Source organism: Cellulomonas avistercoris, assembly GCF_014836445.1.
In the GTDB taxonomy this organism is placed as follows: domain Bacteria; phylum Actinomycetota; class Actinomycetes; order Actinomycetales; family Cellulomonadaceae; genus Cellulomonas; species Cellulomonas avistercoris.
Map to the genome: position 1 here is coordinate 43,027 of NZ_JACSQV010000018.1, position 23,472 is coordinate 66,498.

Annotated in this window: 20 protein-coding genes; 18 read left to right on the forward strand and 2 right to left on the reverse strand. The window is 73.3% G+C overall.

The window, feature by feature from the left end; genetic code table 11:
• The first annotated feature begins 5 nt into the window (after positions 1–5).
• From H9657_RS17050 to H9657_RS17060, 3 genes are all read left to right on the forward strand, one after another.
• Positions 6–500: a MarR family winged helix-turn-helix transcriptional regulator gene (locus H9657_RS17050; RefSeq protein ID WP_318241566.1), complete on the forward strand. Its 495-nt coding sequence runs from the start codon at positions 6–8 to the stop codon at positions 498–500.
• A 145-nt stretch (positions 501–645) separates the two neighbouring features.
• The gene (locus tag H9657_RS17055) at positions 646–1,422 is read left to right on the forward strand and encodes an SDR family NAD(P)-dependent oxidoreductase (RefSeq protein ID WP_191784631.1); all 777 of its coding nucleotides are present in this window, start codon (positions 646–648) and stop codon (positions 1,420–1,422) included.
• A gap of 74 nt (positions 1,423–1,496) precedes the next feature.
• Positions 1,497–2,336, forward strand: coding sequence for a helix-turn-helix transcriptional regulator (locus H9657_RS17060; protein ID WP_191784632.1), 840 nt, complete (start codon positions 1,497–1,499; stop codon positions 2,334–2,336).
• 45 nt (positions 2,337–2,381) lie between these two features.
• On the opposite strand, the gene H9657_RS17065 is transcribed toward H9657_RS17060, so the two are convergent.
• The gene (locus H9657_RS17065) at positions 2,382–5,162 is read right to left on the reverse strand and encodes a beta-L-arabinofuranosidase domain-containing protein (RefSeq protein ID WP_191784633.1); all 2,781 of its coding nucleotides are present in this window, start codon (positions 5,160–5,162) and stop codon (positions 2,382–2,384) included.
• A 196-nt stretch (positions 5,163–5,358) separates the two neighbouring features.
• On the opposite strand from H9657_RS17065, the gene H9657_RS17070 reads away from it, so the two are divergent.
• From H9657_RS17070 to H9657_RS17100, 7 genes are all read left to right on the forward strand, one after another.
• The gene (locus H9657_RS17070; RefSeq protein ID WP_191784647.1) at positions 5,359–5,742 is read left to right on the forward strand and encodes a GntR family transcriptional regulator; all 384 of its coding nucleotides are present in this window, start codon (positions 5,359–5,361) and stop codon (positions 5,740–5,742) included.
• The gene (locus H9657_RS17075; protein ID WP_191784634.1) at positions 5,739–6,668 is read left to right on the forward strand and encodes an ABC transporter ATP-binding protein; all 930 of its coding nucleotides are present in this window, start codon (positions 5,739–5,741) and stop codon (positions 6,666–6,668) included. Before H9657_RS17070 ends, H9657_RS17075 begins: the two co-directional genes overlap by 4 nt.
• Positions 6,665–7,408 (forward strand): hypothetical protein, encoded by a 744-nt coding sequence (locus H9657_RS17080; RefSeq protein WP_191784635.1) that lies wholly within the window; start codon positions 6,665–6,667, stop codon positions 7,406–7,408. The genes H9657_RS17075 and H9657_RS17080 overlap by 4 nt, the downstream gene beginning before the upstream one ends.
• A 74-nt stretch (positions 7,409–7,482) precedes the next feature.
• The gene (locus tag H9657_RS17085) at positions 7,483–8,220 is read left to right on the forward strand and encodes a hypothetical protein (RefSeq protein WP_191784636.1); all 738 of its coding nucleotides are present in this window, start codon (positions 7,483–7,485) and stop codon (positions 8,218–8,220) included.
• 87 nt (positions 8,221–8,307) lie between these two features.
• Positions 8,308–9,267 carry an ABC transporter ATP-binding protein gene (locus tag H9657_RS17090; RefSeq protein ID WP_191784637.1) on the forward strand — a complete coding sequence of 320 codons (960 nt, stop codon included), beginning with the start codon at positions 8,308–8,310 and terminating at the stop codon, positions 9,265–9,267.
• Between the two features lies 1 nt (position 9,268).
• Complete coding sequence (locus tag H9657_RS17095) at positions 9,269–10,123, forward strand: ABC transporter permease (protein WP_191784638.1); 855 nt, start codon at positions 9,269–9,271, stop codon at positions 10,121–10,123.
• A gap of 294 nt (positions 10,124–10,417) precedes the next feature.
• The gene (locus H9657_RS17100) at positions 10,418–12,976 is read left to right on the forward strand and encodes a glycoside hydrolase family 48 protein (protein ID WP_191784639.1); all 2,559 of its coding nucleotides are present in this window, start codon (positions 10,418–10,420) and stop codon (positions 12,974–12,976) included.
• A 123-nt stretch (positions 12,977–13,099) separates the two neighbouring features.
• On the opposite strand, the gene H9657_RS17105 is transcribed toward H9657_RS17100, so the two are convergent.
• Positions 13,100–14,125 (reverse strand): LacI family DNA-binding transcriptional regulator, encoded by a 1,026-nt coding sequence (locus H9657_RS17105; RefSeq protein WP_225215557.1) that lies wholly within the window; start codon positions 14,123–14,125, stop codon positions 13,100–13,102.
• A gap of 305 nt (positions 14,126–14,430) precedes the next feature.
• Here H9657_RS17105 and H9657_RS17110 point away from each other — a divergent pair, with 305 nt between their 5' ends.
• From H9657_RS17110 to H9657_RS17145, 8 genes are all read left to right on the forward strand, one after another.
• Positions 14,431–15,381 (forward strand): carbohydrate ABC transporter permease, encoded by a 951-nt coding sequence (locus H9657_RS17110; protein WP_318241567.1) that lies wholly within the window; start codon positions 14,431–14,433, stop codon positions 15,379–15,381.
• Positions 15,378–16,292, forward strand: coding sequence for a carbohydrate ABC transporter permease (locus tag H9657_RS17115; RefSeq protein ID WP_225215543.1), 915 nt, complete (start codon positions 15,378–15,380; stop codon positions 16,290–16,292). Before H9657_RS17110 ends, H9657_RS17115 begins: the two co-directional genes overlap by 4 nt.
• A gap of 48 nt (positions 16,293–16,340) precedes the next feature.
• Entirely contained in the window at positions 16,341–17,678 is a 1,338-nt protein-coding gene (locus H9657_RS17120) for an ABC transporter substrate-binding protein (protein WP_191784641.1), read from the forward strand.
• A 112-nt stretch (positions 17,679–17,790) separates the two neighbouring features.
• Positions 17,791–19,299 (forward strand): arabinosylfuranosidase ArfA, encoded by a 1,509-nt coding sequence (gene arfA, locus H9657_RS17125; RefSeq protein WP_191784642.1) that lies wholly within the window; start codon positions 17,791–17,793, stop codon positions 19,297–19,299.
• A gap of 12 nt (positions 19,300–19,311) precedes the next feature.
• Positions 19,312–20,328 carry a glycoside hydrolase family 43 protein gene (locus H9657_RS17130; protein WP_191784643.1) on the forward strand — a complete coding sequence of 339 codons (1,017 nt, stop codon included), beginning with the start codon at positions 19,312–19,314 and terminating at the stop codon, positions 20,326–20,328.
• A gap of 121 nt (positions 20,329–20,449) precedes the next feature.
• Positions 20,450–21,796 carry a sensor histidine kinase gene (locus H9657_RS17135; protein ID WP_191784644.1) on the forward strand — a complete coding sequence of 449 codons (1,347 nt, stop codon included), beginning with the start codon at positions 20,450–20,452 and terminating at the stop codon, positions 21,794–21,796.
• The gene (locus H9657_RS17140) at positions 21,784–22,455 is read left to right on the forward strand and encodes a response regulator (protein ID WP_191784645.1); all 672 of its coding nucleotides are present in this window, start codon (positions 21,784–21,786) and stop codon (positions 22,453–22,455) included. Before H9657_RS17135 ends, H9657_RS17140 begins: the two co-directional genes overlap by 13 nt.
• Complete coding sequence (locus H9657_RS17145) at positions 22,452–23,432, forward strand: DUF4097 family beta strand repeat-containing protein (RefSeq protein WP_191784646.1); 981 nt, start codon at positions 22,452–22,454, stop codon at positions 23,430–23,432. The genes H9657_RS17140 and H9657_RS17145 overlap by 4 nt, the downstream gene beginning before the upstream one ends.
• The last annotated feature ends 40 nt before the right edge of the window (positions 23,433–23,472 follow it).

Genomic DNA, 23,472 nt, shown 5'->3' on the forward strand with positions numbered 1-23,472 from the left:
AGGGCGTGACGCACACCACGACCCGCGCCGCAGCGCCCGCCCCGGAGCGCTCGGCCGAGGACCTCGGCTGGCAGCTCGGCACGCTGCTCGCACGCTGGCGCGAGGGCGTCGCCGACGCCCTCGAGGGCATCCCGGCGGGCCCGCGCGGGTACCACCTGCTGCAGGTCGCCGCCCACGCGGCCGCCCCGCCGACGCAGGCCGCGCTCGCGAGCCACCTCGGCATCGACCGCACCGTCATGACCTACCTGCTCGACGACCTGTGCGACGCGGGCCTCGTCGAACGCTGCCCCGACCCCGCCGACCGCCGGGTGCGCCGCATCGCCGCCACCGACGCGGGCCGCTCCGCGCTCGCCGACGTCGAGGGCCGCATGACCGCCGCGGAGGCCGAGGTGCTGCGCGGGCTGAGCGCCGGCGAGCGCGACACGCTGCGCACGCTGCTCGCGCGCACGACCGGCACGCCCGCGCCCGGCGAGGACCGCTGCGCCGTCGTCTCCGGCTGACGGCGCCGCCGGCGCCACGGGGAGCCACGCCCGCGCAACCAGGGACCGCCGCTCCCTGGATCGACGCTGCCTTCTCCACCCCGACGCGTGCGCCCACGCTGGCAGCACGAGGCCGCACCGGGCGGCCGGGCTCCGGGAGGCCACCATGACCGACACCAGCACCACCACCCGCATCGCCGTCGTCACGGGCGGCAACCGCGGCCTGGGCCGCGCGAGCGCCCTGGCGCTGGCGGCCGACGGCACGGACGTCGTCCTGACCTACCGGCAGCACGAGGACGACGCGGCCGCGGTCGTCGCGGAGGTCACCGCGCTCGGCCGGCGCGCGGTCGCGCTGCGGCTCGACACCGGCGACGTCACCGACGTCGAGGGCTTCGCCGCGCGCCTCGCCGCGGCGCTGGGCGAGACCTGCGGGCGCTCGTCGTTCGACGTGCTGGTCAACAACGCGGGCCACGCGCTCGCGACGCCGCTGGGCGGCACCACGGCCGACGACCTGCAGAGCCTGTTCGACGTGCACGTGCGCGGCGTCTTCCTGCTGACCCAGGCCCTCGCGCCGCTCCTGGCCGACGGTGGCCGCGTCGTCAACGTGTCGAGCGGGCTCGCACGCTTCGTGCAGCCCGGCGACCACGCCGGGTACGGCGCGATGAAGGCGGCGGTCGAGGCGCTGACCCGCTACTGGGCGGTCGACCTCGGCGGGCGCGGCATCACCGTCAACGTCGTCGCGCCGGGGCCGGTGGCCACCGACTTCGCGGGCGGTGCGGTGCGGGACACCGACGGGCTCCGCGCGGCGCTCTCCACGCAGGCCGCGCTGGGGCGCGTCGGGGAGGCGGCGGACATCGGCGCCGTCGTCGCGGCCGTGGCCTCGCCCGCGCTCGGCTGGGTGACGGGCCAGCGGATCGAGGCGTCGGGCGGCACGCGGCTGTGACGACCGCACCCCACGCGCCGGCGGCGCACCTGCCGGGCCTTGCCGCGGGCCCCGTGCGGGCGAAGACTGCGCGCGTGGACCGACTCCAGCTCGCCGACTTCCTGCGCACGCGCCGCGAGGCGCTGCAGCCCGAGGACGTCGGGCTGCCGCGCGGGTCGCGGCGCCGCGCGCCCGGCCTGCGCCGGGAGGAGGTCGCGCTGCTGTGCGACATGTCGAGCGACTACTGGTCGCGCCTCGAGCAGGCGCGCGGACCGCAGCCGTCGGACCAGATGCTCGCGGCGATGGCGCGCGGCCTGCGGCTCTCGCTGGCCGAGCGGGACCACCTGTTCCGGCTGGCCGGGCGCCCCGCGCCCGAGCGCGTCGGGCGCGGCGAGCACGTCGCACCCGGGCTCATGCGGGTCCTCGACCGGCTGCACGACACGCCCGCGCAGGTGATGACGGACCTGGGGGAGACCCTCGCGCAGAACGCGGCGGCCGCCGCGCTGCTGGGCGACGACGCGGGGCTCGTCGGGCTGGACCGGGCGGTCGTGCACCGCTGGTTCGTGGACCCGGCGTCGCGCGACGTCTACCCCCGCGAGGACCACGACCTGCGCGGACGCGTCTTCGTCGCCGACCTGCGGGCCGCGCACGCACGCCAGGGCCCGGGGTCGCGGGCCGCGCGGGTGGTGGAGTCGCTGCTGGCGCGCAGCGACGAGTTCGCCCGGCTGTGGGCCGAGCACGAGGTGGGCCTGCGCCACGAGCCCCGCAAGCGGCTCGTGCACCCCGAGCTGGGCGAGATGCTCCTGGACTGCCAGAAGCTGGTGGACGTCGAGCAGGCGCAGGTCCTGCTGGTCTTCACGGCCACCCCCGGCACGCCCGACGACGACAAGCTGCGCCTGCTGGCGTCCCTGGGCCCGCGCCCGGTCCTGCGCTGAGGGCCCCGGCGGAGGCGGTGGGGCCCACCTCCGCCGGGGAGATCGTCAGACGAACCGCCACAGGTGGTCGGCCGTGCCGGTGTCGTCCCACACCAGGACCGCGGCGCCCTGCGTCGTCGACATGGCGTCGACGCCGAGCACCCGGCCGGTCGCGCTCTGCAGCCGGAAGTACCCGCCGGACCCGTACCGCAGCCGCCACCGCTGCGTGCTCGCGCCCGCGTCGGTGGTCGACACCGCACGCCCGCCGTTGCCCGTGCCGTCGACGGCCAGCACCTTGCCCGTGTGCTGGTTGCGCAGCCGCAGCAGGCCGTCGCTGCCGAGCACCGCCGTCCACAGGTGGTCGGCCGTGCCCGTGTCGGCCCACTGCAGCACGCGCGCACCGTCGGCCGTCGACATGTCGGTGACGCCCAGCACCAGGCCGCTGTTCCGGTTCTGGATGCGGCGCGCGCCGGTGGGCACGACGCGCCAGCGGTTGTCGGTGGTGCCGTCGTCGCCGGTCATGACGGCCTGCGTGCCCTGTGCGGTGCCGTTGCCCTGCATGCCGAGCAGGCGCGACGTGTGCGCGTTGCGGACGCGGTGCGTGCCGTCGCCCGCGTCGAGCAGCGTCCAGCGGTGGTCGGCCGTGCCCGTGTCGCCCCACTGCAGGACGCGCGCACCGTCGGCGGTCGACATGTTCTCGACGCCCAGCACCTTGCCGCTGTGCACGTTGCGCAGCTTGAGGCCGTCGCCGTCGGGCACGAGCACCCAGTCGTGGTCGGCGGACCCGTTGTCGGACCACTGCAGCGCCAGGCCGCCGTCGGCCGTGGACATCGACGCGATGCCGAGCACCAGGCCGCTGGCCGCGTTGACCAGGCGGTACGGGCCGGACCCGCCCGCAGGGGTGCCGCCGGACCCGTTCGTGCGCCAGTAGACCGTGTAGTTGTGGCCGTGCGCGTCGTAGAACGGGCCGAGCGCGACGTCCTGGCCGTCGGCCCTCGCGGTGAACGCCAGCGCGGTGGCGCTGGTGCGGGTGACGGACGCGACGTCGAGCGCCGGCGGCCCGGACAGCGTGCGGTCGCCGTAGTTGCCGGACAGCACGGTGGGACCGAAGAAGACCGCGCCCACGCCGGGGTCGTCGTTCGTCGGCTCGACCCGCAAGGTCATCGGCAGCCGGACGCCGAGCGCGTCGCCCGCCGCCCAGGTGCGGGTGACCGACGCGTACGACCCCGGGGCGGCCGCGACGGCCAGCGCCGCACCGTTCAGGGTCAGCGAGGCCCCCGTGGCCCAGGACGGGATGCGCACCCGGACCGTCCAGGACCCCGACGGGCTCCCGCCGATGGTCAGCGTCGTGGTGTCCCCGACGGGGTACGTCGTCGCCTGCGTGACCGTCACGTCGCGGGCGGACCACGTCAGGGTCGACGGCATGAACAGGTTGACCGTCAGCGTCGTGCCCTCGAAGAAGTAGATCGAGTCCATGAGCTTGGTGTTGGTCTCGATCCCGGTGCCCTGGCAGCACCAGAACGTCGAGTAGGGCGTGGAGAACGTGCCGCCGCCCCAGGCCGGGCCGGTGGACGGCGTGCCGCGCCGGCCGCCGGGACGCAGCGGCGTGAAGTACGAGAAGCCGCCCATCGGGTCGGACGGGTTCTGACCGCCGAGCAGGTGGTTGAGCAGAGCCCGCTCGTAGTAGTCGAAGTAGCGCGCGTCGTCGGGGTCGAGCGTCCACAGCTCGCGCGTGAGCTTGAGCATGTTGTACGTGTTGCACTGCTCGGCCGTGTCGTTGTCGAGGTACGTCGAGATCGCGTTCGGGGGCCGGAAGTGCTCGGCCTCGCTGTTGCCGCCGATGGCGTACGTGTGCGCCCCGACGGTGATCGCCCAGGCGTTGCGGGCGATGTCCCGGTAGCGGGTCGTGCCGGTGGACTTGTACTCGCGTGCCGCCCCCACCCACTTGGGCACCTGCGTGTTGGCGTGCGACCCGTTCAGCTGGTCGCGGTTGGCGGCGAGCGGGTCGAACGACGCGGCGTGGTCGAAGCGCTGCGCCACGGTGAGCCAGCGCCGGTCGTCCGTCATGAGGTAGAGGTCGGCGAAGACCGCGTTCATGCCGCCGAACTCCACCCGCAGGGCGGTCTGCATCTGCGACTGCGACAGCCGGCCGGTGCGGGCGTCGACCCAGGCCGCGAACCGCAGCAGGACGTCGCGCGCCTGCGTGCTGCCCAGCAGCCGCCAGACGTCCAGCAGGCCGGCGAGCGTCTTGTGGATCGCGTAGTACGAGACGTTGCCGCTGCCGGTCTCGACGGCGTTGAAGTCGGACTCGGGGAAGCCGGACAGGTAGCCGGGGGTGAACCCGGCGGCGCCGTTGTTGGCCTGGCACTTCGCCAGCTCCGCGACCATGGTGGTGGCCTTGTCGCGGCACGTCGAGTCGCCGAGCACGGCCCACGCCTGGGCCCAGGCCGTGAGGAAGTGGCCCTGGCTGTGGGTGCGGAACGGGAAGCTCGGGGCCTCCCAGCCGCCGAGCGCCTGGGCGCCCTGCGTGGACAGCCGGTGGTTGGCGCGGAAGTTGTAGAGCAGCCGGTCGACGTCGACGCTGCGGAGGTACGCGAGCGTGCGGTCCTGGTTCTGGGTCCACCGGCTCGCGGCCAGACGCACCTGGCCGAGCTCGAAGGGCCGTGCGCGAGTGCCGATCTCGGCGCGTGCCAGCGGCGTCTCGGCGGCCAGCGCGCGGGGGAGGGGGCCGAGGTGCGGCCCGGCCGCGGCGACGAGTCCCGCGACGCCCGCGAGCTGGAGGAGGCGTCGGCGGGTGAGCGGTGCGCGTGGGTCGCCGCCTGCGTGCGGGTCGGGCTGCTGGGGCATCGTCGGGACCTCTCCGTCGAGGTGGTGTGAACGATCACAACGTGACGCCGGTGAACGTAACCCCGCCCGCGGGGGGCCGTACACGCCCCGGCGGACGTCGAAACGCTTCGCACGCGGATCCGGGCCTTGTGGTCCGCACGGTTCTGTGGTTCATTAGTCGAGTAATGAACCACAGAACCAGCAGGAAGGGGTGACCGTGTTCGACGGCCGCGACCCCGTGTACCTGCAGATCGCCGACCAGATCCGCCAGGACGTGCTCTCGGGTGCCCTGGGCGCCGAGGAGCAGGTCATGTCCACGACGCAGTACGCGACGACGTTCCGCATCAACCCCGCGACGGCCGCCAAGGCCTTCGCGCAGCTCGTCGACGAGGGCGTGCTCTACAAGCGCCGCGGCGTCGGGATGTTCGTCGCGCCCGGCGCCCGCGAGCGGCTGCTCGCCGACGCCCGCGAGTCCTTCTTCACCGACACCGTCGACCCCGTCGCCGACGCCGCGCGCGTCCTCGGCATCGACGTCGAGGACGTCGTCGCCCGCCTGCGCGCCCGCGCCGCCACCCCCGCACCCGAGGGAGACCACCCATGACCACGACGACCACCGGCTGGGGCGTCGAGCTGCGCGGCGTCACGCAGCGCTACGGCGACGTCGTCGCGCTCGACGACGTCACGCTGACCGTCCGCCCCGGCACCATCACCGGCCTGCTCGGCCGCAACGGCTCCGGCAAGTCGACGCTCGGCTCCCTGCTCGCCGCCTTCCGCCGCCCGACCGCGGGCCGCGTGCTCGTCGACGGCGAGGACCCGTGGGAGAACGAGCGGGTCGTGCCCGGCATCTGCTTCGTGCGGGAGTCGGGCGACGTCCTCGAGGACTACCCGCTCAAGGACAACCTCGCGTACGTCTCGGGTGCCCGCCCCACGTTCTCGCACGAGCTCGCGGGCGAGCTCATGGACCTGTTCGAGCTCGACCCCCGGCGCAAGCCGTCGAAGCTCTCGCGCGGCAAGAAGTCGGCCTTCGGCATCGTCCTCGGGCTCGCCGCGCGGGCCCCGCTGACGATCCTGGACGAGGTCCACCTGGGCCTCGACGCGCCCAGCCGGTACGCCTTCTACGAGACGCTGCTCGCGGACTACGCCGAGCACCCCCGCACCCTGATCCTCTCCAGCCACCTCATCGGCGAGATCGAGCAGCTGCTCGAGGACGTCGTCGTGCTCGACCGCGGACGCGTGCTCGTCGCGCAGGACGCGGAGACCCTGCGCGCGGAGGGGCTGGCCGTCACCGGGCCCGCCCCCGCGGTCGAGCAGTTCGTCGCCGGGCGCGACGTGCTCGCGACGCAGCGGCTCGGCGGGACGGTCCGGACCACCGTGCGCGGCGCTCTCGTGGAGGGCGACGAGCGCCGCGCACGGGACGCCGGGCTGGAGCTCGGCCCCGTGCCGCTGCAGGACCTCTTCGTGCACCTCACGGACCCGCAGCGCACCGGCTCGACGGTCGGGCCCGCGGACGGGGAGGTGGCCCGGTGACCGCCGCCGTCGCACCCCCGCGGGTCTCGCCCACCGCGCACACGGCCCGCCGCCTGGCGGTCGCCCTGCTGCAGATGGCCGGGTGGTTCTGGGGCATCGCGATCGTGGCGATCGTCGCCGGCAACGTCATCGGATGGGCCGTGGCGGGTGCCACCGACGTCTCCATCGCCATCTACGCCCGGCAGGCGGCCACGTGGTTCCCGTTCTCGCTGGCCATCATGCTCGTCGCCGCCTACCTGCGGGTGCACGTCGCCGCCGGCATGACACGGCGGAGCTTCGTCCGGGCCGCCCTGGTCGTCGAGGTCGGAGCCGGCCTCGCGTACGCCGCGGTCCTGACGGCCCTGGTCCTGGCCGAGCGGGCCGTGCACGACGCCCTCGGGTGGGACTCGGTCATCACGGAGGTCCAGGTCTCCGACGCGTCGTCGCCGGTCTGGGCGCTCTTCCTCGACCAGGCCGTGCCGTTCGTCCTGGGCAACCTGTCCGGGCTGCTCGTCGGTGTCGTGTACCTCCGGGGCGGCGCGTGGTGGGGCACGCTCACGCTGCCGCTGACCGTGGGGCCGCTCGCGGTGTCGATGTACCTCGGCGGCGCGCGCCTCATGGAGCTGCCGGGCATCTGGACGACCGCGAGCGACACGCAGGTCCTCCTGCTCGGCGCCGGCGTGGGCGCGGTGTTCTGCCTCGTCACGGCACTGGTGTTCGCCGGCCTCGCCCGCCGCGCGCCCGTCACCGCGCGACCGTGACCGCCCTCGCCGGCGTGACCTCCGAGCCGACCCCCGACCCGACCCCCGACCGCACGCACCAGGAAGGAGCCGCGATGAGCACCGTCACCCCGACCGCGCCCCGTCGCGGACCCGTCGCGCACACGGTGCGCCGGCTCGGTCGGGCCAACCTCGTCACGCTCGCCTGGTTCTGGGCGGTCGTCACACCGTTCTTCGTCGTCCTCACGTTCGTGCTGGCGCGCATCGACGGCGAGCTCGACGCCGCCGTCATCCTGTACTCGCGCCACGGGGCGATCTGGTTCCCCTTCGCGCAGGCCGTCATCGTCGTGGGCCTGATGCTGCGGGTCCACGTGGCCGCCGGCATGACGCGCCGCACCTTCGCCCGGGCGACGCTCCTGGTCGCCACGGGCACCGGTGCCGCCTACGCGGTGGTGCTCACGGCGCTCGCGGCGGTGGAGCGGGAGCTGCACCACGCCGCCGGCTGGGGCTGGCGGGTGGCCGACGCGATCCTCGCGGACGAGTCGTCCCCGGCGGGCCTGCTGCTGGCCGAGCTCGTGCTGGCGTGCGTCGTCGCCAACGTCTCCGGGCTGCTCGTGGGCGTCGTGTACCAGCGCGTCGGCGGGTGGTGGGGCACGCTCGCGCTGCCCCTGACCGCGGGCCCCGTGCTGCTGGTCCTGGCCCTGCTGAGCGGCTTCGCGGACGTGCCCGCCGGTCGTGGCTCGTGGGCCGCGGCCGCGCCGTGGCTGCTCGCCTGCCTCCTCGTCATCGCCCTGACGGCGGGTGCCCACGCCGCCGTCACCTCCCGCGTCCCGGTGCGTCCGGCCACCCCGTAGCCCTGCACCACGTCACCACGGAGCCCGCCACCGGCCGGCCTTGCGGCACCGCACACCCCGCGTCCCACCCCGTCACCAGGAGGCACCATGAGCACCACCCCGGTCGTCCGGGCCGAGCACCTGCGCAAGGCGTACGGCAGCACGCTCGCCGTCGCGGACGTGTCCCTGACCGTCGAGCGCGGCGAGATCTACGGCGTCCTCGGGCGCAACGGCGCCGGCAAGACCACGACGGTCGAGATGATCGCGGGCCTGCGCCGCCCCGACGCGGGCACGGTGAGCGTCCTCGGGCTCGACCCGACGACGCAGGCTGCCGCGCTGCACGAGAAGGTCGGCCTGCAGCTGCAGGAGTCGGCGCTGCCCGACCGGCTGCGCGTCCAGGAGGCGCTCGAGCTGTACGCGTCCTTCTACTCGGCACCCGCCGACCCCGCGGACCTGCTCGACCTGCTCGGGCTCACCGCCAAGCGGGACGCGGCGTTCAAGGACCTGTCCGGGGGGCAGAAGCAGCGCCTGTCGGTCGCGCTCGCGCTCGTCGGGCGGCCCGAGCTCGCGATCCTCGACGAGCTGACGACGGGCCTCGACCCGCACGCGCGCCGCGAGACGTGGGCCGTCGTCGAGGCGATCCGCGACGCGGGCGTCACCATCGTGCTCGTCACGCACCTCATGGAGGAGGCGGAGCGGCTGTGCGACCGGATCGCGCTCATCGCCGCGGGCCGCGTCGCCGCGGTCGGGACGCCGGACCAGATCGTCGGCCTCGCACAGGGCGAGCACGTGCTGCGCGTGCGCCCCGACGTGCCGGTCGCCGACGGCGTGCTGCTGGGTGCGCTCGCGGGGGTGCCCGGGGTGCGCGAGGCGGTGGTCGAGGACCGCGAGCTGGTGGTCCGCGGCGGCGGTGCCGTCGTGCAGGGTGTGCTCGTCGCGCTCGCCCGTCACGACGTCACGACGCACGACGTCCGTCTGGAGCGCGCGTCCCTCGAGGACGCGTTCGTCTCCCTCACCGGTGCCGAGGGCGCCGGACCCGAGCTCGCCACGACCGCCGCGGAGGTGTGACATGACCCCGACCCCGACCCCGACGCCCACCCCGACCGCCACCCCTGCCGCCGCACGGCGCGGCGCGCTGGCCCCCGCGCCGGCCACGGAGCACCGTCGCGGCGGTGCCCTGGCCCGGATGATCGTCTCGGAGGCGCGTCTGCTCGTCCGGGACCCCGCCGCGGCGTTCTTCTCGCTCGGCTTCCCGGTCGTGCTCCTGACGGTGCTGGGCCTCGTGATGCCCTGGGCGGACGACCCCTTCAGCGACCAGGACCCGCTGCTCGCGCAGATCACCGCGATCACGGGGTACACGCCGATCGTGCTGAGCCTGGCGATCGCGACGATCGGCCTGTCGAGCTTCCCCGTCACGGTGGCCACCTACCGCCAGCGCGGCGTGCTGCGCCGGCTGTCGACGACACCGGTCGGCCCGGCGCGGCTGCTGGTCGCCCAGGTGCTGGTCAACCTCGCGGCGCTCGTGGTGGCGGCGGCACTCGCGCTCGTGTCGGCCGTCGTCGTGCTCGACATCGAGCTACCGCGCCAGCCGTGGACGGTCGCGCTGGCGTTCCTGCTCGCGGTGCTGTCGGTCTTCGGGCTCGGCGCGCTCATCGCGGCCCGGGCGGCGACGACGGGGGCGGCCAACGGGCTGGGCATGACGGCCTACTTCGTCAGCCTGTTCTTCGCGGGCGTGTGGCTGCCGCTGCCGATCATGCCGGAGGCCGTCCAGACGGTCGCCACCTACCTGCCGCTCGGCGCCGCCACCCAGGCGATGACCGACGCGTGGGTCGGTGCGCCGTTCCCGACGCAGCAGATGGTCGTCATGGCGCTGTGGGCGGCCGTCGCGACGCCGGTGGCGGTGCGCATCTTCCGCTGGAGCTGACGGAGCGAGCACGTGCGACGGCGCGTCACCCCGACCGGGTGGCGCGCCGTCCGCGTGCGCGCGCCTGGTCGCGCTCCCACGAGGTCCTGTCCCTAAGCGTTTCGCCACCTGGACGACGCCCGCGCGCGTGAAGAGAGTGAGCGACGTCCAGACCGCTCGCCGCGGTGCGCGAAGACGCGCCACCGGCTCGCGGTCCGTTCCTTCTCGCAGGACTGGCGACGGCACCGAGGCCGCCGGCAGGTTCCACGGCGGCACCGAGGCCGTGCGTGGTCGACGCCAAGAAAGGTACGGAAGATGTCCTCAAGCACCCGACGGCGTGCCGTCAGAGCGGCCTGGGCCGTTCTGACAGCCACGTCGCTCGTGGCCGTGGCAGGCGCGCAGGCCGCGTCCGCCCTCGCCGGGCCCACGACGGCGCAGGTCGCGCCCGCAGCGGTCGCGGTCGACTCCGAGTACGCGGAGCGGTTCCTCGAGCAGTACGACAAGATCAAGGACCCCGCCAACGGGTACTTCAGCCCGCAGGGCATCCCCTACCACGCGGTCGAGACCCTCATGGTCGAGGCCCCGGACTACGGGCACATGACGACGTCCGAGGCGTACAGCTACTGGATCTGGCTCGAGGCGCTGTACGGGCAGGCGACGGGCAACTGGAAGCCGCTCAACGACGCGTGGGTCAACCTCGAGACCTACATGATCCCGCAGCAGGCCGACCAGCCCACCAACTCGTTCTACAAGGCCGACGCGCCGGCCAGCTACGCCTCCGAGTACAACCACCCCAGCAAGTACCCGTCGCAGATCGGCAGCAGCGGCAGCGTCGGCAAGGACCCGATCGCCGCCGAGCTCCGCGCGACGTACGGCAACAACGACATCTACCAGATGCACTGGCTGGGCGACGTCGACAACATCTACGGCTTCGGTGCCGCGCCCGGCCCCGGCTGCCAGCTCGGCCCGGACCACGAGGGCATGTCGCTCGTCAACACGTTCCAGCGTGGCCCGCAGGAGTCGGTCTGGGAGACCGTCCCGCACCCCACGTGCGACGACTTCACGTCCGGCGGCAAGAACGGCTACCTCGACCTGTTCACGGGTGACTCGTCCTACGCCAAGCAGTGGAAGTACACGTCGGCGTCCGACGCCGACGCACGCGCCGTCGAGGCCGTCTACTGGGCCAACAAGTGGGCGACCGAGCAGGGCAAGGCGGCCGACGTCGCGGCGACGGTCGCGAAGGCCGCCAAGCTCGGCGACTACCTGCGCTACACGCTGTTCGACAAGTACTTCAAGACCATCGGCTGCACCTCGCCGAGCTGCCCCGCCGGGTCCGGCAAGGAGAGCGCGCACTACCTGCTGTCCTGGTACATGGCCTGGGGCGGCGCGACCGACACCAGCTCGGGCTGGGCGTGGCGCATCGGCTCGTCGCACGCGCACTTCGGGTACCAGAACCCGTTCGCGGCGTGGGCCCTGGCCAACGACCCGAAGCTGACGCCCAAGTCCTCGACCGCCAAGGCCGACTGGACCAAGGCCGCCGAGCGTCAGGTCGAGTTCTACCAGTGGCTGCAGTCGTCCAACGGCCCGATCGCCGGTGGCGCCACGAACAGCTGGGACGGTGCGTACGCGCAGCCCCCGGCCGGCACACCGACGTTCTACGGCATGGCCTACACCGAGGCGCCCGTCTACAACGACCCGCCGTCGAACCAGTGGTTCGGCATGCAGGCGTGGGGCGTCCAGCGGCTCGCCGAGCTCTACTACGAGACGGGCAACGCCAAGGCGAAGACCGTCCTCGACAAGTGGTCGGCGTGGGTCGTCGACCACATCGAGACGGACGGCGCCGACTGGTCCGTCCCGTCGGAGCTGACGTGGTCGGGCAAGCCCGACACCTGGAACCCGACCAACCCGGGCTCGAACTCCGGCCTGACCGTCACGCTCAAGAGCTCCGGCCAGGACGTCGGCGTCGCCGGCGACACCGCCCGTGCGCTCCTGTTCTACGCGGCCAAGTCGGGCAACACCGAGGCGCGTGACACCGCCAAGGACCTGCTCGACGCGATCTGGGAGAGCAACCAGGACTCCCTGGGCGTCTCGTCGGTCGAGACCCGCAAGGACTTCCAGCGGTTCGACGACGTCTACACCGCGGGCGGCGACGGCATCTACATCCCGTCCGGCTGGACGGGCACGATGCCCAACGGCGACGTGGTCAAGCCCGGTGTCTCGTTCCTCGACATCCGGTCGTTCTACAAGCAGGACCCGCAGTGGGCCAAGGTCCAGGCGGCGCTCAACGGCGGGCCCGACCCGCAGTTCGAGTACCACCGGTTCTGGGCGCAGACGGCGATCGCCGGTGCGCTGTCCGACTACGCCCGTCTCTTCGAGGGCGGCGCGACGCCGACCCCGACGCCGACGGTGACGCCGACGCCGACGGTGACGCCGACGCCGACGGTCACGCCGACGCCGACCGTGACGCCGACGCCGACCATCACCCCGACGCCGACGGTCACGCCCACGCCGACGGTCACCCCGACGCCGACGGTCACGCCGACGCCCACGCAGAACCCGGGTGCGTCCTGCTCGGTGAGCTACACGGCGAACAGCTGGAACAACGGCTTCACGGCCTCGGTGAAGATCACGAACCGTGGGACGGCCGCGCTCAGCGGCTGGACCCTGAAGTTCGCCTTCGCCAACGGTCAGCAGGTCCAGCAGGGCTGGAGCGCCAAGTGGGCGCAGTCCGGCTCGGCCGTGACGGTCACCAACGAGGCCTGGAACGGCTCGCTGGCGGCCGGCGGTTCGGTGGACATCGGCTTCAACGGTTCGCACTCCGGGACCAACAACGTGCCGACGTCCTTCACGCTGAACGGCGCCACCTGCTCCTAGTGACAGGTGACCGCGACCCGTCGTGACCCCATGCGCGACGGGTGAGGGGCCGGCTCCGGGCACACGCCCGGGGTCGGCCCCTCGTCGTGCTGCAGGCGGCACGACGTCCACGGGTCGCCCACCTCAGGCCTGGTCGTCCTGCCCGCCCGTGGACTCGCGGGCGACGATGTGGAAGGCCGCCTTGTGCAGGCGGGGCGGGCGGACGTCACGGGCGCCGGCCTCGATGCGCTCGACGAGCATCGCGACGGCCGTCTCGGCGATCTCCTCCCGGCCCGGGTCCACGCTGGACAGCGAGGGGGTCGAGAAGCGGCCGTCGCCGATGTTGTCGAACCCGATGAGGGCCACGTCGTCGGGCACGCGGCGCCCCGCCCGGGCGAGCGCCCGCAGGGCGCCGATGGCGAGGCTGTCGTTGAGCGCGAAGATCGCGTCGAACTCGACGCCCGACGCGAGCAGCTCGCGGGTCGCGTCCGCGCCGTTCTGCGGGAGCCAGGGCGCGACGGCGCGCTCGAGCCGCGGGTCCTCCGGCAGGCCGGCCACGGCGAGCGCCTCGCGGTAGCCGCGCACGCGCAGGTCCGACGGGCGCATCTGCCCGCTGCGCCGGTCGGGGTGGGCGCCGAGGACGGCGATGCGCCGCCGGCCGAGGCCGACCAGGTGCTCGACGGCCGCGCGGGCCCCCTCGACGTTGTGCATGGTCACGTGGTCGTTCGGGCCGCCGAAGATCCGCTCGCCGAGCAGCACCAGCGGGTACGTGACGTCGTCGAGCAGGTGACGGTCCTCGGTGCCGAGGTGCTCGGGGCTGAAGAGCATGCCGTCGGTCTGCCGCAGGCCGTTCGCGAGCACGGCGGTCTCGTGGTCACGGTCCGCCCCGGCCTGGCCGATGATCACCCCCAGGCCGCGACGCTCGGCGGCGGCGATCACCGCGTCCGCGAGCTCGGCGAAGTACGGCTGCCGCAGCTGCGGCACGGCGAGCCCGATGACGCCGGTCCTGCCGGAGCGCAGGCCGCGGGCCGACAGGTTCGGCCGGTAGCCCAGCTCGGCGATGACGTGCTGCACGCGCGCCCGCGTCTCCGGGCGCACGTGGGGGTGGTCGTTGACGACGTTCGAGACGGTCTTGTTGGAGACGCCGGCGCGCCGTGCGACGTCCTGCATCGTCACCTTCACGACGGTCGCCGTGCGTTCTCCGGTGCCCCCGCCGCCGCCGCCCCTGCGTCCACCCCTGCGTCCGGCCGCGCAGGCCGTCCCGTCGTTCTCATGCCGAGAGGTTGACAGACGTCCGGCGCGGACGCAATAGTGGCGTGGCGGTTACGACGTCGTAAAACGCCAGGTCACCGGTGTATATCGTCATAGTGGACGGGCACCGTGCCACATCAGGTGAAACGTCCGATCCAGGTGGGGCCCCGCTCGACGCAGGTGTCGAGCAGCGAGGCGCTCCCTGGGAGGCAGGAGGAGCAGAAGTGGCACAGCTGCAGGAACGAACGGCGTCACCCGGCACGCCGGTCGGGCACCGGCTCAAGGCGCTGCTGTACTCCCAGCGCCTCGCCCCGTACTTCTTCATCGCCCCGTTCGTCATCACGCTCCTGGCGTTCTGGGCCGTGCCGCTCGTGCGGACGTTCGTCATGAGCACGCAGAGCGTGATGTTCGGCGAGGCGTCGTTCGTCGGCACCGACAACTTCGAGCGGCTGTGGCGCGACCGGATCTTCTGGCAGGCCATGTACAACAGCGCCCGCTACATGGTGCTGACGCTCGTGATCCTCATCCCCGTCCCGCTGCTGCTCGCGGTCGTCATCAACGCCCGGCTCGGGTCGGACCGCCTGAAGAACCTCTTCAAGGCGTCGTTGTTCATCCCCGCGCTGACCTCCGTCGTCGTCGCCGGCATCATCTTCCGGCTCATGTTCGCCGAGACGAGCACGGGCCTGGTGAACCAGGTGATCGCCTGGTTCGGCGCGGACCCCGTGCGGTGGCTGCGCACCGACCTCGGTGGCCTCGTCGCGCTGCTGGCACTGGCGACCTGGCGGTACACCGGCGTCAACATCCTGTACTTCCTGTCCGGCCTGCAGTCGATCCCCGGCGAGCTCTACGAGGCGGCGTCGATCGACGGGGCCGGCAAGCTCCGGCAGTTCTTCTCCATCACCCTGCCGAACATCAAGCCGACGATGGTCTACGTCACGACCATCAGCATCTACGGCGGCCTGGCGATGTTCCTCGAGAGCTTCATGCTCTACGCCGGCAACAGCTCCCCGAACAACCAGGGTCTGACGGTCGTCGGCTACCTGTACCGGCGCGGCATCGAGGAGAACGACCTCGGCTACGCGTCCGCCGTGGGGGTGGTCCTGCTCGTCGTGATCATGGCGATCAACCTCACCTACCTCACCCTCACCGGCACGTTCAAGAAGGAGTCCCGATGAGCGCGCCCACCACCACGGCCACGCCCGCCCCCTCGGCGGAGCGCGGGACGGGCGTCCCCGGGGGTCGGCGCAAGTACCCGCTGCCCCGGGCGATGTTCGTGACGATCCAGAGCGTCTTCCTCGCCGTCATCGGGCTCATCGTCCTGGTGCCGCTCGTCGTGATCTTCGTCGGCACGTTCCAGGACGGCGGCGAGATCATGCGCAGCGGCCTGCGGCTCGACGTCGACGTCTCGTCGTTCCGGTTCGACAACTACGTCATGCTCTTCACCGACTCGGGCCTGTACTTCCGGTGGTTCGCCAACTCGGTGGGCCTCACGCTCGTCCAGGTGGCCGGCACGCTCCTGGTCAGCTCGTTCGTCGCCTACGGCTTCGCGATGTACGACTTCAAGGGGAAGACGGCCGCGTTCATCTCGGTGCTGCTCCTCATGACCGTGCCGTTCGAGATCATGATGCTGCCGCTGTACGTCATGGTGAACGACCTCGGGCTCGCGGACTCGTACGGCGTCATCGTCATCCCGTTCCTCGCGGCCTCGGTGACCATCTTCTTCTTCCGGCAGTACTTCATGGGGATCCCCAAGGAGCTGCTCGAGGCGGGCCGCGTCGACGGCGTCACCGAGTTCGGCATCTTCTTCCGGGTCGTCCTGCCCATCTCGCGGCCGGCGCTGGCCGCCATGGGGATCCTCAACGGCATGGTCACGTGGAACAACTTCCTGTGGCCCCTGCTGGTGCTGCGCTCGGCGGAGAAGTTCACGCTGCCGATCGGCCTGAACACCCTGCTGACGCCGTACGGGAACAACTACGACCTGCTGATCATCGGGTCCTTCTTCTCCCTCCTGCCCGTCCTCGTGCTCTTCCTCTGCTTCCAGCGATTCTTCGTCGCCGGGATGACGGCGGGGGCGCTCAAGGGCTGACCGCCCACCCGCACCACCCGCACCACACAACGAAACGGAGTCACAACCATGGCTGGACCACGCAGGTACCTGTCGCTCGTCGCGGCCGGTCTGGCAGGGGCACTCATGCTCTCGGCGTGCAGCGGCGGCTCGGACGAGCCCGCGGCGGCCCCCGCCGACGGCGAGGCCACCTCGCTCGACATGTGGGTGTTCGCCGAGCTCCACGCGGACTACTACGAGCAGATGGCCGCGGAGTGGAACGAGCAGAACCCCGACCGGCCCGTCGACCTCGACGTGACCGTCTACCCGTACCAGGACATGCACAACAAGCTGCAGCTCGCGGTCAACGCGGGCTCCGGCCTGCCGGACGTCGTCGACATCGAGGTCAACAAGTTCGGCAACTTCGTGTCGGCGGACGGCCGCACGCCGCTCATGGACCTGTCCGAGGCCGCCAAGCCCTACCAGGACGACATCGTCCAGGCGCGGCTGGACCTCTACACCCGCGCCGAGAAGGTGCTCGGCTTCCCGATGCACGTCGGGGCGTTCGTGACGTTCTACAACGCGGCGCTCCTCGAGGAGGCCGGGATCGACTACACGACCATCGAGACGTGGGACGACTTCTCGGCGGCCGGGGCGACGTACAACGAGGCGACCGGCAAGGCGTTCGGCATCGCCAGCACCACCGTGAACTTCGTCGAGCCGCTCATCGTCGCGCAGCTCGGGGGCAACTTCTTCGACGAGAACGGTGACGTCGACGTCGCCAACCCCGACGTCGTCAAGGCGTTCGAGATGCAGAAGGCCATGCTCGACGCGGGCGCGATCTCCACGATCCCCGGCGGCAGCCCCGACGACGAGCAGGCGTTCGGCGTCATCAACAGCGGCGACTACGCCGCCGTGGTGTACCCCGCCTGGTACACGTCGCGGTTCGTCGACTACATGCCCGACCTCGCCGGTGACGTCGCGATCGCCCCGGCGCCCGTCGTCGAGGGCAGCGACGTCGCCACGATCGGTGGCGGCGGGACCGGCACGGCCGTCATCGAGTCCTCGCCCAAGAAGGACTTCGCGGCCGAGTGGCTCGCGTTCGCCAAGCTCTCGCCCGAGGCGAACGTCGCCGTGTGGGAGGTCCTCGGCTTCGACCCCGTGAACATGTCGGTGTGGGAGGACGAGGCCGTCACGAAGGACCCGGAGAACAAGTTCAACAAGTACTTCCGCACGAACCTGTTCGACGTCCTCAACGAGGTCAAGGACGGCATCGGGCACTTCGACGGCTTCGCGAACCCGAACCTGCCGACGCTGAACAACCTGTTCACCACCACCACCCTGACCGAGGTCTACGAGAACGGCGTCGCGCCGCAGCAGGCGCTCGACCAGGCGCAGAAGGACCTGCAGAACCAGATCGGCAAGTAGTCCCCGTCCGCCCCGGGCTCCGGCACGCGCCGGAGTTCGGGGCGGTCCGTCATACCCGCGTCCGACAGGCGGCCAACCCGCGACCGGGCGTCCATCCACCACAGGAGTAGCAATGCAGAGCGGCAAGCTGTCGATCGACCCCGCGTTCGTCGTGGCCCCCGTCAACCGCCGGGTGTTCGGGTCGTTCGTCGAGCACATGGGTCGGTGCGTCTACGGCGGGCTGTACGAGCCCGGGCACGCGACCGCGGACGAGGACGGTCTGCGCGGCGACGTCCTGGCGCTGGTGCGGGAGATGGGCGTCACGGCCGTGCGCTACCCGGGCGGCAACTTCGTGTCCGGGTACCGGTGGGAGGACGGCGTCGGGCCCGTCGAGGACCGCCCGACGCGCCTCGACCCGGCGTGGAAGACCATCGAGACGAACGCGTTCGGTCTCAACGAGTTCATGCGCTGGGCGCGCAAGGCGAACATCGAGCCGGTCATGGCCGTGAACCTCGGGACGCGCGGCATCGCCGAGGCCGTCGAGCTCCTGGAGTACGCGAACCACCCGAAGGGCACCGCGCTGTCCGACCTGCGCGTCGAGCACGGCGCGCCCGAGCCCCACGCCATCCGCACGTGGTGCCTCGGCAACGAGATGGACGGCCCCTGGCAGCTCGGCCACAAGACGGCCGAGGAGTACGGCCGCCTGGCGGCCGAGACGGCGCGCGCGATGCGCCAGGTCGAGCCCGACCTCGAGCTCGTCGCCTGCGGGTCGTCCGGCCGCGCGATGGCGACCTTCGGCGCCTGGGAGGACACGGTCCTCGAGCACACGTACGAGCTCGTCGACCACGTGTCCGCCCACGCCTACTACGAGCTCGACGGCGACGACCGGGCCAGCTTCCTCGCCTCGTCCGTCGACATGGACAAGTTCATCCGCGAGGTCGTCGCCACGGCCGACGCGGTCGGCGCCCGCCTGAAGTCGTCGAAGAAGATCATGATCTCGTTCGACGAGTGGAACGTCTGGTACAACAAGGCGCTCACCGAGTCCGGGCTGCCGACGGACTGGACCAAGGCGCCGCGGCTCAGCGAGGACGCGTACACGCTGCTCGACGCCGTGGTCGTCGGGTCGCTGCTCATCACGCTGCTGCGGCACAGCGACCGCGTCGCCATCGCCTGCCAGGCGCAGCTCGTCAACACGATCGCCCCGATCCGCTCCGAGCCCGACGGGCCGGCGTGGCGCCAGTCGATCTTCCACCCCTTCGCGCTCATGGCACGTCACGCGCAGGGCCAGGTGCTCGACCTGCGGGTGGACGCGCCGACGCTGGCCACCGCCAAGCACGGCGAGGTGGCGGTCCTGGACGCGGTCGCCACGCACGACGCCGAGACGGGGCAGCTCGCGGTGTTCGTCGTCAACCGCAACCCCAGCGAGGCCGTCTCCTTCGCCACGGACCTGGGCGGCTTCGGGGCCGCGAGCCTCACGGAGGCCGTCCTGCTCGCCGACGACGACGTGTTCGCGGCCAACACGATGCAGGAGCCCGACCGCGTCGCGCCGCGGGCCCACACGTCGGCCGCGGTCGACGGCACGACGCTGCGCGCGGAGCTCCCGCCGGCGTCCTGGAGCATGTTCCGGCTGCAGCTGTCCTGAGAGGAACCGCACGTGGACCGTCACCCGGCGACGCCCGCACCCTCCCCGCCGCAGGGGAAGGCGGGGGCGTCCCCGGGTGACGGTTTCGGGTACCTGCTCGTGCACTTCGTCGAGGACCCCGACGGGTACGGCGAGCAGGTCCACCTCTCGCTCAGCGACGGGGACGACCCGTGCGCGTGGGTCCGCCTCAACGGCGGGCGGCCGCTGCTGCGCTCGACGCTCGGCACCACCGGTATCCGCGACCCGTACGTCGTGCGCGGCCCCGACGGCTTCTTCCTCGTCGCCACCGACCTGCGGATCTACGGCGGCGACGACGCGGGGTGGGACGCGTGGACGCGCCGGGGCAGCCGCCGCATCCTCGTCTGGCGGTCGCCGGACCTCGTGACCTGGTCCGAGCCGTGGACGCTCGAGGTCGCCCCGCCCGAGGCCGGCATGGCCTGGGCCCCGGAGGCCGTGTACGACGCCGACCGGGGCGAGTACCTGCTGCTGTGGTCGTCGGCCCTGTACGCCGCGGACGACGTCGAGCACCGCGGCGACGCGTACAGCCGCGTCCTGGCCGCGTGGACGCCGGACTTCCGGCGGCTGGGGGAGCGGCACGTGCTGATCGACCGCGGCTCCGGGGTCATCGACACGACGGTCCTCGTCCAGGACGGCGTCGTGCACCGCATCTCGAAGCACGAGTCGTTCGAGCCCGGGTCCGACCGCGTGCACCACGAGGTCGGCCCGGCGCTGCTCTCCGACGGGTACCGCACGGTGGCGACGCGCATCGGGGCCGACGAGTTCGACCGGCTCGAGGCACCGATCCTCTTCCAGGACCACCACGACGACGTCTGGTACCTGTTCCTCGACCAGTACGACCGCCGGCCCCAGGGCTACGTCGGCTTCCGGACGACCGACCTCGCCCACGGCCGGTGGGAGCGGATCCCGCCGAGCCGGTTCCGCATGCCGCCCGACACCAAGCACGGCGGCGTGCTGCCGCTGGTCGGCGACGAGTGGCAGCGGCTGCGCGCGGCCTACCCGCCCGCGTGAGCCGGCGCCGGGCCGCCACCCGCGCGGGCAGCGGGCAGGGACAGGGGTAGGGCTGGCCCTACCCCACGACGTGGGCGGGCACGGCAGCGCCCGGGCGGGCGGGACGCCTACCGTCGTCGGCATGAGCACAGCCCTCCAGGCCGCCGCGCCACCGACCCCGGACGAGATCCCCCTCGCCGACGACGTCCGCCTCGTCTCACCCATGCTCACCGGCGGCCGCGCGCTCGCGCTGGCCCCCGTCGCGGGTGCCACGTGGGCCGGCGCCGGGCAGATCGTCCTGGCGGCGGCCGTGAGCCTCGCGGCGTCCATCCTGCTCGTCACCGGTGTGGGCCTCGGCATCGGGCTCGCGGTGCTCGTCGTCGGCGTGCCGCTGCTCGTCCTGACGCTGGTCCTGGCACGCGGGTACGGCACGGGGGAGCGTGCGCGGCTGCGGGCCCAGCTCGGCGTCGTCGTGCCGCCGCCCGCGCCCGGACCCGCGGCCCCGTACCGCCCGCGGTCCTGGTGGCCGTGGCTGCGCGACGCCCGCTCGTGGGCCGCCGTCGCCCACGCGCTGCTCACGTGCCTCCTGGCGTGGACGGCCGGGTCCGTGGCCCTCAGCCTGGCGGCGTTCGCGCTCGTCGTGCCCGCCGCGCCGCTCGCCGGGCGGGTCAACGGGTTCCACCTCGCGCTCCTCGTCCCCGGGGCCCTGGTCGCCCTGTGGCTCGCGGCGCTCGTCGTGCAGCTCACGAACCTCGCGCAGGTCCGGCTGACCCGCGCGCTGCTGGGGGGTCGCTCGCGTGCCGAGGCCGAGCGCGCGGCGCGCGCCGCCGAGCAGCGGGCCGACGTCGCCGAGGGGCGCGCCGAGCACCTGCGCGAGACGCGCACGGCCGCCGTCGTGGCCGCCGACGACGAGCGCCGCCGCATCGAGCGCGACCTGCACGACGGCGCGCAGCAGCGCCTCGTCGCGCTCGGTGTCGAGCTGGGCGTCGCACGCCGGACCGCCGCGCAGGATCCCGCCGCGGCCGTTGCCGCGATCGACGCGGCGCACGGCGAGGTGAAGGAGGTGCTGGCCGAGCTGCGCGACCTCGTGCGGGGCGTCCACCCCGCGGTGCTCACCGACCGGGGCCTGGACGCCGCGCTGTCGGCGCTCGCGGCCCGCTGCCCCGTGCCCGTCGACGTCGACGCCCAGGGCGTCGGCGACGGCGTCGGGTCGCAGGCGCAGGCCGCCGCGTACTTCGTCGTCGCCGAGGCGCTCACCAACCTCGCCAAGCACGCGACCGCGACGCGGGCCTCGGTCCGCGCGGCGGTCGACGGCGACCGGCTGCGCATCGAGGTCGCGGACGACGGCGCCGGCGGCGCGCACGCCGCGCCCGGCGGCGGCCTGGACGGCCTGCGTCGCCGCGTCGAGGCCCTCGACGGCACGTTCCACCTCGTCAGCCCCGCCGGTCGGGGCACCGTGCTCACCGTGGAGGTGCCGTGCGCATCGTGATCGCCGAGGACTCCGTCCTCCTGCTCGACGGGCTGACCCGTCTGCTCACCGCCGAGGGGCACGCCGTCACCGGCTACCGCACCGCGGACGAGCTCGTCGCCGTCCTGGGCGACCCCGCCGCCGACCTGCCCGACGTCGTCGTCACCGACGTCCGCATGCCGCCGACGCACACCGACGAGGGCCTGCGCGCCGCCGTCCACCTGCGCGGCCTGCACCCCCGCCTGCCCGTGCTCGTGCTCTCGCAGTACGTCGAGCAGCGCTACGCACGCGAGCTGTTCGCCGCCGACGCGCGCGGCCTGGGGTACGTCCTGAAGGACCGCGTCGCCGACGTCGACGACTTCCTCGCCGCGCTGGCCCGCGTCGCCGCCGGCGGCACGGCCCTCGACCCCGAGGTCGTCGCGCAGGTGCTCGCCCGCTCGCGGCGCACGCTGTCCGACGTGCTGTCGCCCCGCGAGCGCGAGGTCATCGCGCTCATGGCCGAGGGCCGGTCCAACGCCGCGATCGCCGAGCGGCTCGTCGTCGGCCTGCCGGCCGTCGAGAAGCACGTGACGTCCATCCTCACCAAGCTCGACCTGCCCCCCGACGCCGACGACCACCGCCGCGTCCTCGCGGTGCTGCGCTGGCTCGAGGACGGCCCGACGAACGGAGCACGACCGTGACGACCGCACAGCCCACCCACGTCCCGCCGACGACGCCGCCGGGCACGACGCCGGGTGGACCCGCGCGACGCCCGGCCGGCGGACGTGCCCTGACCGTGGTGGGGGCCGTGCTCGCGGCGCTGCTGCTGGCGCTCGGCGTCGTGCAGGTCCTCGCGTCGATGTTCGCGCAGACCACGTCCGCCGTGGCGACGCTCGCGGCCACGGACGTCGTCGAGCTCGTCGCCGACGGCGAGGTGCTCGTCACCGTGTCCGCCGTGGACGACGTGCGCGTCGAGCGGGTCGCGCGGTTCGCGTGGACCGGGCCCCGGTACGAGGTCACGTCGGACGGCGTGCGGACGGTCGTGCGGCACGAGTGCGAGGGCGTGTGGCTGACGACCTGCTCCGCCGGGCTGGAGGTGACGGTCCCCGAGGGCACGCACGTGGTCGTCCGCACCACGGACGGCGAGGTCCGCGTGGCCGGGCCCGCCGCGGACGTCGAGGTGCGCGCGTCCGACGGCGACGTCCACGTCTCGGGCGCCCGGGGCGACCTCGACGTGCGAGGCCGCGACGGCGAGGTCACGGCACAGGGCGTGCGCGGGGACGTCGCGGTGGCGCTCTCCGACGGCGACGTGCGCGTCACCGAGGCCGGCGGCGACGTCGCGGTGCGCAGCCGCGACGGCGCGGTCGTCCTGGCCGACCTCGCCGGCGACGCGGACGTGCGGGCCTCCGACGGTCGCATCGAGGTGCGCGACGTGCGCGGCGCGCTGACGGCACGCAACCGGGACGGCGACGTGCTGGTCGCGCAGGTGCGCGGCGACGTCACGGTGCAGGCCGTCGACGGCGACGTGACGGTCCACGGGACGGGTGACCCCGTCGCGCTGGAGATCACGTCGAACGGACGTCAGCGCGTCGAGGGCGCGACGGACCCCGCCGCCGACGTCCGCGTCGAGCTGCGCACGTCCGACGGCGACGTCGCGTACCTCGGCCCGGAGGACTGACGCCGCGTCCGCAGGACCGACCGCCCCGGGGGCCCCGCCC